This window comes from Candidatus Parvarchaeota archaeon, assembly GCA_016866895.1.
GTDB lineage: Archaea > Micrarchaeota > Micrarchaeia > Anstonellales > VGKX01 > VGKX01.
Window position 1 is genome coordinate 1 of record VGKX01000022.1, and the last position, 10,878, is coordinate 10,878.

General features: G+C 49.6%; 7 protein-coding genes. All 7 read right to left on the reverse strand.

Translation table 11 applies throughout. The features are described from left to right. Positions 1-695, reverse strand: a 695-nt coding sequence (locus FJZ26_01615; protein MBM3229103.1) for a hypothetical protein, incomplete at its 3' end; no start/stop codon positions are given. 155 nt (positions 696-850) lie between these two features. After that, positions 851-1,408, reverse strand: a complete 558-nt coding sequence (locus FJZ26_01620) for a hypothetical protein (protein ID MBM3229104.1) — start codon at positions 1,406-1,408, stop codon at positions 851-853. A gap of 8 nt (positions 1,409-1,416) precedes the next feature. Then, positions 1,417-2,892, reverse strand: a complete 1,476-nt coding sequence (locus tag FJZ26_01625) for an HD domain-containing protein (GenBank protein ID MBM3229105.1) — start codon at positions 2,890-2,892, stop codon at positions 1,417-1,419. A 184-nt stretch (positions 2,893-3,076) separates the two neighbouring features. Continuing rightward, positions 3,077-5,464 (reverse strand): hypothetical protein, encoded by a 2,388-nt coding sequence (locus tag FJZ26_01630; GenBank protein MBM3229106.1) that lies wholly within the window; start codon positions 5,462-5,464, stop codon positions 3,077-3,079. A gap of 68 nt (positions 5,465-5,532) precedes the next feature. Then, positions 5,533-7,053, reverse strand: coding sequence for an amidophosphoribosyltransferase (gene purF, locus FJZ26_01635; protein MBM3229107.1), 1,521 nt, complete (start codon positions 7,051-7,053; stop codon positions 5,533-5,535). Continuing rightward, the gene (purQ, locus tag FJZ26_01640) at positions 7,034-7,840 is read right to left on the reverse strand and encodes a phosphoribosylformylglycinamidine synthase I (GenBank protein MBM3229108.1); all 807 of its coding nucleotides are present in this window, start codon (positions 7,838-7,840) and stop codon (positions 7,034-7,036) included. The genes purF and purQ overlap by 20 nt, the downstream gene beginning before the upstream one ends. 36 nt (positions 7,841-7,876) lie before the next feature. Continuing rightward, positions 7,877-10,878, reverse strand: a 3,002-nt coding sequence (locus FJZ26_01645) for a phosphoribosylformylglycinamidine synthase (GenBank protein MBM3229109.1), incomplete at its 5' end; no start/stop codon positions are given.

Here is a 10,878-nt window from a genome sequence, read left to right on the forward strand (position 1 = left end):
TTACCCTGTGTTGCTGGCTGCTGATTTAGAGGCGGCGGGGACGGGATGCCAAAAGCCTGCTCCACATACTCCTTTGCCTGGCTCTCCTGCGGAACAAAAACAAACCTTTTTGAAAGATAATCAAGCTCCCTTTGCACTACCGCAGCGTCTGACGAATCAAATGCAAGCGAAGGCATTACATTGGGCAAAACAGCCTTGTCCTGCCAGGCCGGCTGCTGCGGCTGGGCAGGCATCGGGGGGATTGAATCAATGGAGGGAGGTTGCTCAATGGCCTCTTTTTCTACAACCTTGATTAGTGAGACATAGGAGCCCTTGGCATCAGAGCCTACCTCGACCCATTTGTCCTGCGAATATCTTGATTTGTAGATATAGCCTGCGCTGGTTTTGACAATGTCCAGCCCTTCAGTGCCATATTTTGAAAGCTCGTCAAGGCCGGAAAAAACAGAATCCTGCCCTACATAAACGGTTTTTTTTACAACTTTCAGCTGCGGCTCCTGGCTTTCAGGTTGCTCTTGCGGCATTGAAGGCGGCGCAGGCACCTGCACATTAATATTTGGAATGGACGGCACTGATGGAAGCTGGACTGTCATGTTTGATTGGCCTTGCGGCACGACTAGATTTAGAAATTGTGATTGCGGGTCTGGAGTGTTCTGGCTAAAGCCAAGGCTGCAAAGCAGCAAGAAAACAGCAAACACGGCTGGCACTGGCTTAAAATCTAAACTCCCAAGGCCCATGGAAAAGTTGCGGAGTTTGGCTTTAAAAGGCTGATTATATTGTTCGGCTGCAGCCAAACCAGGGCAAAAGAAGGAATTGTTGCGGCGTAAAAACTTGAAGTGGAGTGGAATTACCGCTAGGTGGGCATTCCCCATTTGCGCACGTACGTCTCAATTGTTTCTGCGCACTCGCATGCTTTGTCCCAGCCTGCCATCTGCCCCCTGCACACGACAAACGGGTCGTATAGTTTTCCGTATCCGGAAGTTTCCCTCTGCTCCCAGTAGCACTTGAATTTGGCAAGGTAGAGCAGGTTTCCTGGAACCCCCTTCAGGTCCTTATTGTAAGGATTTGTCGGGCAGATGAATTCACGCACATAACCACTTGTGCACTCGATTTTATAAGAAGGCGAGCCGTCAGGGCATTGGCGAAGAGGCTTTGTTGTGCAAACGTTTTTTTGCGCCTGGCGCGTGGTGTTGTTTGAGGAGTTTGCGCCAAGCATTGCGGCCGGAGCTTGATTGCCGCCGCCCAAGTAAGCCGAAGTGTTATTTGTTGCATTGAGTTTCTGCCCGAATAATGAATTCATTGACTTGTCTGAAAAGTCAACAGTGCAGCCTTGCAGCAGAATAAGAAGGAGGCAAAGTGCCAGAGCTAAAATAAGGCTTGTCTGATTGGGGCGGTTTTGACTGTCGCGCATATTCTGGATTATTGGGCGTGCTCATTAAAAAAACTGCTTGTGGCTTTATAGTATGTTCTTATTTCTGTTGCAAGCTTCCTGAATTCCTCAAGAAAGCCGCGATATTGCTCAGGCTCCGGCATTCTTGCCCTGAATATGGCAGTGCACCGCAAAAGCGGCGGCAGGATGCTAATGGAGGGTTGAAAGTCCATTTCCGGAAAATGCTTATTGAGCCTTTTGAGAAGATAGCTTGCATTTGTGCCTGAAAAGGAGGGAAATTCTATTTCAAGGTAGTTGGAGGGTTGCAGGGTTTCCGGCCTGAACAATGTGAGCACCGGGCTTGCCGAGTCCGGAAGGCTTCTGAATAGATGCAAGTCTGCCTCCCCCCTTGAAGTCACAATTGCAAAGCCATCCATTTCAAGGTTTTCCTGCCCAAGCGACTTGATTTTCAGCTTGCCAATTGCCAAATGGGCGTATCTGAGCCGTTTTGCCTCGCTTGCAGTATCTGAGTATTCGGCCATCTTCTCGCTTATTTCACGCTTAAGCCTTTCTATTGCTTCGGAGTGCACCTTGTCAAGAGAGCCAAGCCGTGTATTCATATCTATTATTTGCTGGTTCAGCGCACTGCACCGGTCAGAGAGCTTGAGTCGCATTTTTTCGATTATGTGGCTGTGGTCGTCCACAAAGGAATGCATCAGTTCAAAAAATTCCCTGTTAAGCTTTTTCCAGATGCCAAGGTGGTTTAGGGCTTTCTCAATTGTGTTTGCAGCAAGATTCTCATACGCTGCAATCGAAAGAGGGTCTTTTTTTGGCTCAAAATAAAGCGTCTTGAGGTTTTCAAGCATGTCAAGGGCCTTAACAACCATCACCCCGACGTGCCTTGAGTTGTAAACCCTGCGCAGGTATTCCTCGTGGCTTTCCTTTTCCTCGTTGTGCGAAAGAACAGTCACATTGTTCCAGATTTTTTCCCCTGCGATTTGCCGGATTTGATGCTCAGCCCTTACAATGCCGCCCCCCCAGGGCTTGATGGCATCCTCATAAATGTCATGGAACAGGGCAGTCAGCACGGTTTCAAAATCACACCCAAGCATTGCCGCTCCAAGGGCAACTGAAAGCGGATGCGAAGCCCTGGGGCTCAAGCCGTCTTTTCTTAGCCTTGGCGCCCCGTCCTTGTCGGAATAAAATTTGGCAATATAGTCAAATGAGCGTGCAAGAACCTTAGAATCGTACTGGGCGCCATTCAAATCAAGCCGCAGGGCAATGCTCTTTTTTAGAGATTCAACGTCGTGATTTCTTTCAAGCAAGTCCCTGTACCTGTTTGTGCGCAGCTTGTCTGTGATTTTCTCGTACCTTTCATGTGTATTGTATCCGTGGCCGCCTGCAATTGCTTCAAAAAGCAAATGGAGAAATTGTTTCAGCTTGCCTGTCTTTTTTGCAGCTGACGTTGGCAGTGGCTCTGGTACTGGTTTCTGGATAACTTTGCTGTCTGAATTTGGAATAAGCATGTAAACACGTTTTGGCTGCCGGTTTCTTGGCGCTTGAATCTTATAATAGCACAAATACCCTACTTTTATAACAAATTTAGTATTTAATCATATCTGTTTGGCTTGCCAGTGCAGGTTAGTAAGACGAGAAGGAGCGAAAGCCTGTGGTTCTGGGCGTGCTTGCTGTTCTTGGTGTGCTTGCTGACTATTGATGCGCCTGGTGGCTCCTGCTTGAAATCAAATTGCGCACATGGTCAATGCGTTTTTGTATTAGTGCCTGGGTCCCAATGTCTTCCCTGTGCCAGACTGGCCCGCTGACATGCCTGCAGGCGTTTTCAGCGTGCACTTGAGCCTCTGGCAGCGTATGGGCAAAGCCGATTATGCCAACAGTGCGCGACTTTAGCGTATATATAATGCCGTTTCTCAAGTCGACCGAGGCAAAATAATATTTGGCGTTTTCTGCAAGAATCTTTTCAACATCTAGGCGCAGCGGCGAGCTTTCAACCGATTTTTCTGGATAGCCGTTTGGGACAAGGTACTTGCACACTGTCGATAGTTTTGCGAACTTGCCCCCCACTTCAAGGCTTCTGTTTGCCATCGACAAAAACGTGGAGTATAGATCTCCTTGGAAAATGGTGAGCACGTTCATTGCTTCCGGGTCGCCAAAGCGCGCATTGAATTCAATGATTTTAAGGCCTTTGGCGGTTTTCATAAACTGCCCGTAAAGCACTCCGACAAATTCCTTTCCTGAATCTTTCTTGAGGGCGTTGACCGTCTGGGTCATTATCCTCAAAGCCTCAAAATAATCTGAAGCTGCAACGAAAGGGAGTAAGTGGTTATCGCAGGAGTAAGAGCCCATGCCGCCTGTGTTGCCGCATATTGCAACGCGCCCATTTCTCCTTACAACTACAAAACCGGTTGAAACGGTTACACAGCCTATATTACCAGAATAGTCAACCGATGAAATATTCTTTTTCCTTATTCCGACAGCCCTGCGCTTCTTGGCCTCTATTGAGTAGATAGGCCTAGCTTTGTATATTTTCTTGTTTAGCGGATTGAGCATCTGTGTCCTTTTGTCAACTGTGATTATACCTATCTTTCCAGTTTTCATGAACAGCTCCTGGATGTCATCGACCATGCGCTTGGAGGAAGTGCAAATGCGCATCTGTCCCCTATGGACATCCCCATCGCCCATAAGATATGATTCCAGAAATAAAGATATTGCAGCTGGTTTTGCGCCCTTAATATAACTGGGTACAAATTTTTCATGCGCGTGACCATATTTTTTTAGCACATCAGCCAATTGAATGGAGTTTATTCTGAAGCCTTTTTTGTCTATCATGACGTGAAAAGGCAATTTTTTTAGTATTGAATGCATGACCGAGTAATATTTGGAGGTTCTGGATTGAGCAATAGTTACACGAGCACCGCCCCTCTTTTGAGTTGAGACAAAACCTTCTGAGAGGAAAAGACCAATAAAAGCTGCCCATATGCCGAAGTTTATTTTAATGCCCTTGAACTTGGGGCCAAACCTGTTTGTTGATGCAGGAATCCTAAAAAAGCGAGGTTGGGTGCCAATCCAAATTCCGGTCTGGGGAAGCAGATTTTCACCTTGCCAGTCCTTTGCCTCAATTACCCTGAACTTTCCACCTTTTCTCGACTGAACTAGCATTCTGTGATTAGGAGTGACAAGAAGGTCTATCTCCCGATGGGAAAACCGCATCATCTTTCCAGTGTATTTTCTCCAGTAGATTGACGTTGGTTTTTCGAACCTAATGCGCCTAAATCGCGGCTGAAATATGGCGACTTTTTTGTTTTTGTCGAGCTTGTCGAAAGTTTTCCAGCCATCTTCAGTCAGTATTTCTGTGTCTGAAGAATAACAGTTTGGCCCATGATCGCCAGAATATGCAAGCTTGTGATCCTGCACTAGGGGCATGCCTGCAAGCTTTGTGCCATCGCAAAATGCCTGGAGTGTGAACTCCTCACCCTCGAGTTTTTCCTCAATGACCACGCTTGCCCCCCTGCCGACCTTGCCAATGCCGTCCGACAGTATTTCCTTTACATAATTTTTTGCATCATCAATGCTGTGAAGCTGCAGGCCAGCAACCTTTACGCCCTTGCCACCAGTCAGGCCGACAGGCTTTATTGCAACCCTGCCTTCAAGCGAATCAATGAAGTTGTAGGCTTTTTCAGGCGAGGAAAAAATTCCAAACTCAGGACAGCCTGCAATCCTGTATTTTTTCATCAGTCTTCTTGCATATGCCTTGTCCCACTCGAGCCTGCTTGCAGCCCTCGTCGGGCTTGCACATTTTATGCCCGCCTTGATCAGCTCGTCAGAAACCCCTGCCGCAAGCGTGGCATCTGGGGATGAAAAAGCCAAGCCAATGTGCTTGCCTTTGGCAAATTTCAAAACCGCTTTTGGATTGTGTATGTCAAGCACTGCAAGCTCCCCACCCGTGTTCTTGCACAGGTTTAGGATACCGGGATTGTTGGAGCTTGCCGCAACAAAGAGGCGGACAGTGCCTGGCTTGCACACAGCATCTGCTATGGCGTGCTCGCGACCTCCGCTTCCGACAAGAAGGAAATTTTCCATGAAATCAAGACCCTTACAAGGCAAGCCTGTTGTGCTTTCTTTTCCCAATTGCCTGCGCGCCCATTCGCCTATTGCGCTTCCTGCTCCCAAATCCTGCTTGCTACATCCGAGGATTCATCACTTTGGAGCTTTATTGAAAGTCTTTTGCCGGCTTCGGTTATATAGTTGTTTGTGATGCAGCCAAGGCAAAGAGCATTGTTCCCAAGGCCGATTGACTTGACAAGGTTTTCAATGCTCAGGTATTCAAGCGTGTCTGCCCCCATTTGCTTGCATATTTCTTCAACAGGAAGCCTGTGCGCCGCAAGCTCCTTGTATGTTGGTATGTCAATCCCATAGAAGCAGGGTGAGATTATGGGGGGGCAAGTAATTCTTACATGAACTTGGCTTGCGCCAGCCTCCCGCAGCAGCCGCACAATAGGCCCCATTGTAGTTCCCCTGACGATGCTGTCATCAATCAGTATGACAGACTTGCCTTTGACAAGCCCTGACACGGCATTTAGCTTTAGGCGCACCGATGCCTGCCTTTTTGCCTGTGAGGGCATGATGAATGTCCTTCCTATATACCTGTTTTTTATTAGGCCTTCCACGACAGGGATGCCTGATTGGGCTGAATAGCCCTCTGCTGCGGCTCTGGCTGTGTCTGGCACAGGCACAATGATGTCCGCCTTTGTCTGCTTCTGAAGCGCAAGATTTTTCCCAAGCTGCATCCTGACATCATAGACAAGCCTGCCGTCAATTGTTGAGTCAGGGCGGGCAAAATAAACGTACTCAAACATGCAGTGTGCGCTTTGGGCTGCAGCAAACCTTGAGATTCGCCTTTCAGTTGAGCCGTTGTGCCTTGACACGAATATTTCGCCTGGCTTCAAGTCGCCATTTGTTTTTATTGAGTTTATGTCAAGTGCCACGGACTCGGATGCAAATGCAATGCTTTTCCCGTCCTGCCCGAACACAAGTGGCTTGATTGCGTGCCTGTCGCGAAAGACCACAAGGTCCCCAAAGCTCGTAAGCACCACGGTTGCATAGGAACCGTCAAGCACCTCCATGCACTTTTCAGCGGCCTCAAACAAGTCGCCAGTCTGCGCAAGGCGCCTGCAAAAAATGGCAGCCATAAGCTCGGTGTCAGAATTTGTCTTGAGCCTTATGTTCTCCTCCTTTTCGGCCTTTTTCCTCAAGGCCCCGTAGTTTGCAATGTTGCCGTTTTGGGCAAGAGCTACAGAAATTCCTTTTTCGCGCCAGATTATCGGGTGCGCCTCCTCCTTGACGACCTTGACGCCAATTGTAGGGTAGCGGACATGCCCTATGCCGGCCGCACCCTTGAGCTTGAGGCACTCGTCCCCGGGGAAGACCTCGCTTACAAGGCCAAGCTCCTTTTTCAGGCAAAATCTTTTGCCGTCAAATGTGCATATGCCTGCAGCATCCTGGCCGCGGTGCTGCAGGGCCATAAGGCCTGAGAAGATGCTGAATGAAACATCCTTGCCATCAAGGGAGCGTATTGCGAAAAGACCGCACGATTCGCTTATTTTTTCCATTGTTGAGCACCAAACTGCAATTATTCGCCTTTTGCCGCAGCTATTTTTTTGCATTAGCATTTATGTAATCTATCCCGTTTTTGTAGATTTGCAAGCCTAGGGTTTCCTTTGCCTCGTTTCTTGTAAAGCGGGGGTGATTGGCCTTGTGCAAATATGCTTCTGGGTGGGGCATGAGGCCAAAGACCCGCCCTGTTTCATCGCAGATGCCTGCAATGTTGTGCACAGAGCCGTTTGGATTGTCCGGGTAGCCTGAAAAGCTCCCGTCCTTGTCCGTGTATTGAAGTGCAATGTGGCCGCCTTTAACCAGTCGCTCAAGTGTGCCTTCATCCTTTGGCACAAACTTCCCCTCGCCGTGGCGCACAGGCAAATAGAGTTTTTTTATGCCTTTTGTGAAAACGCACTGCGAGTGGGCGTTTGCCTTCATGTACACCCACCTGTCCTCAAACCTGCCGGAGTCATTGAACGTAAGAGTGGCTGCCTGCTCAAAATATTTTCCATCAAATGCCGGCAGCAGGCCAAGCTTTATTATCGCCTGGAAGCCGTTGCAGATGCCAATCACAAGGCCGCCTGATGAGATGAAATCCGAAAGCTGCGAGCGCAGGCCAAACTTGAGCTTGTTTGCAATCACCTTGCCGCTGCCCAGGTCGTCGCCAAAAGAGAAGCCGCCCGGCACTGCAATGAGATGATAGTCGGAAAATGATTTTTTGCCAGATAAAAGGTCGACAAGATTCACCTTTTCTGAGGCCGCCCCGGAAAGCTCCAGCGCGTAGGCTGTCTCGTTCTCGCAGTTTATGCCAAACCCGCCAATTACGCACGCGCGCGGCTTTCCATTAATGAAATCTGCCATTTGGAATTTCACCATAACAATAATTCCAGTTCCTATTTACCAGTCAAGCGTTTTTTTCCATGCAGCCTTGAGGCTGCCAATGTGCTCGTTAATGGCTTGCTGCCCCGCAAGGCCCGTGACTTCAAGCATCGGCTGCGCAGTCACCTCGCCTATTTTTGCAAATGGCACGCCTGCAAGTTTTTTCTCGAACCTTGCGGCGTGCTTTGGCTTGACAGTCGCAACAAAGCGCGATGCCGACTCAGAAAACAGGACAAAGTCATCGCGGGTGATTTTGGAGCCTTGTTGCCTTCCCTGGGATGGCACTTGCCGCAAGTCTATTGTTCCACCAAATCCGCCTGCAAAAAGCGTCTCGGAAAGTGCAACCGCAAGCCCGCCATCAGAGCAGTCATGGCAGGATGCCACAAGCCTTGAACTCATTGCCCGATGCAGCTTTTTGTAAATTGCAGGCGCAAGCGACAGGTCGGGCCTTGGCGCAATGCCGCGCAAGGCAATGTTTTGGTCATTGGCAGCCTCCGAAAGCTGTGCAAAGTACTCGCTTGCGCCAAGCTCCTCTTTGGTCATGCCAATTATGTAGATAAAGTCGCCTGGGTTTTTTGCGTCAATTGTCACCGCCTTTGCGGCATCCTCCATTGTGCCAACTGCGCTGTAGAGTATGGTGGGCGGCACGGAAATTTTCACATCGCCCATCTTGTAGTCGTTTTTCATTGAATCCTTGCCAGAGATAAGCGGGATTTTTAGGGCAATGGAGTAATCATAAAGCGCCCTGTTTGCCTCGACAAGCTGCGCAAGCTTGTGCGCACCGTCAGGGGTCTTGGCTGACTTGACAGGGTCTGGCCAGCAAAAGTTGTCAAGAGCGCAGATGGTTTTTGGGTCAGCACCGGTTGCAACCGCATTTCTCACTGCCTCATCAAACGCGCAGGCTGACATGGAATAGGCATCCAGGTCTGAATAGCGCGGGCAGATGCCATTTGAGACTACAAGCCCCTTTTGCGAACCAAGCACTGGGGTGATTGCCGAGGCGTCTGAAGGGCCGTCGTTATCAGCCCCCGCAAGCGGCTTTATTATGGATGTGCCCTGGACCTCGTGGTCATACTGGCGCACAACATATTCCTTTGAGCAGACATTGAGCCTGCCAAGAACGGACTTTAACACGCCTGAAATGTCTTGCGGAATTGGAATGTCTTGCGTGATTGAAATGTGGCCTGCGTGCTGCGAAGGTTGAATAGGCGCCGTTTGGCTGGCCTGGCTAGTCTGATTGTTTGCTTGCGATTTTGTTGTGTCGAGTTTTGCATGCAGCTTCATCTGCGGCACGCCTTCGTGCAAAAATGCCATCTCAAGGCAGCAAGCCACCTTGTCGCCGTATTTTGCGATGAACTTGCCGGATGAGGTGAAGGTGCCCACAATTGTTGCCTCGACTCTCATTTCCTTTGCAAGGGCCAGGAATTGGGGGGCTTTTTCCCGTGCAACACTTACAGTCATGCGCTCCTGCGACTCTGAAATCAGGATTTCCCAGGGGTCAAGCCCCGGATATTTGAGGGGCACCTTGTCAAGATAAATTTCAGCCCCGCCGCTAAGCTGGCACATTTCCCCAATTGACGAGGACAGGCCACCTGCGCCATTGTCAGTAATTGCGCCGTATAAGCCTTTGTCTCTTGCAACTAGAAGCATGTCGTACATTTTTCGCTGTGTTATTGGGTCGCCTATTTGGACTGCCGTCGCAGGCGAGCTTTCGTTTAGCTCCACGGAAGAAAATGTGGCGCCGTGGATGCCGTCCTTGCCGACCCTTCCGCCCACCATTATGGCCGCATCGCCAGGGCTGCAGCACTTGAGGTGCGATGGGCTGCCATTGATTTGCGATGGCATTATGCCCCCCGTGCCGCAGTAGACAAGTGGCTTGCCAAGATATCGGTTGTCAAACACAAGGCAGCCGTTAACTGTTGGGATGCCGGTGGTGTTGCCACCATGCTCCACGCCTTTTCTCACGCCCTCGAAAATGCGCTTTGGGTGCATGAGCCGCGAGGGGATTTCCCCGGAATAAAACGGCGAGGCAAAGCAAAAGACATTTGTGTTGAAGATGAACTGCGCTCCCATGCCAGCCCCAAGCACGTCGCGGTTGACGCCGACAATCCCAGTCAGCGCCCCGCCGTAGGGGTCAAGTGCGGAAGGCGAGTTGTGCGTTTCGACCTTCACTGCAACGTTGTTGTTCTGGTCAAACCTGACAATGCCCGCATTGTCGGTGAAAACCGAGACTAGGTCTTTTCTTTTTCCCATCAACTTTTCTGTCGCCCTTTTCACATAGGTCTTGAAAAGGGAGTTGATGTTTTTTACACTGCCATCCGGCTGCTCGTATCTTATTTTTGCATTGAATATCTTGTGCTTGCAGTGCTCTGACCATGTCTGCGCAATGCACTCAAGCTCCGCGTCAGTTGGCCATGCTGGAAGCCCTGATTCTATCCTTTCCTTGAGCACTTTTTCAGAAGCATAATATTTTTTTATTTCAACAAGTTCCTGCTGCGACAAGGACAGGCACATTTCATCAGACATCTTAAGAAGTTCCCCCATTGGCCTGTCAAACGGTATTTCGCGCACTTGGGGAGTGTGCTTTAGAACCACTTTTGGAATGTGCGGGGCAAAGCCTTTTTTTGCCACAAACTCTTCGTGAGAAAGGACGGACACGCGCTCAATAAGGGTGTTTGCCAGAAGCTTTTCCCCGATTTTCCTGGCCTGCTGGATGCTTATTGGCCCCCAGACAAGGTACTGGATGCACGAATATGCCTGGCCGCCAAGGGGCCGCTTGAGCGCATCTTCCATGGCCTCGCAGGCAGTCCTGCCTACATTGTCCGTAACCCCCGGGAGAAATCCAACTTCTATTGCAACTGAAAAATCCGATGCGCCAAAAGCACTTGTTAGGGCAACCGGCAATGGCAAGTCGCCTGGAAATGCACAGTAAGCCTGGACTATGGGGTCTACAAAAACCTCCCTGCCAAGAAAATCCAACTCTTGAGTGGAAAGCTGCACGTCGGTTGAGATTACATCTA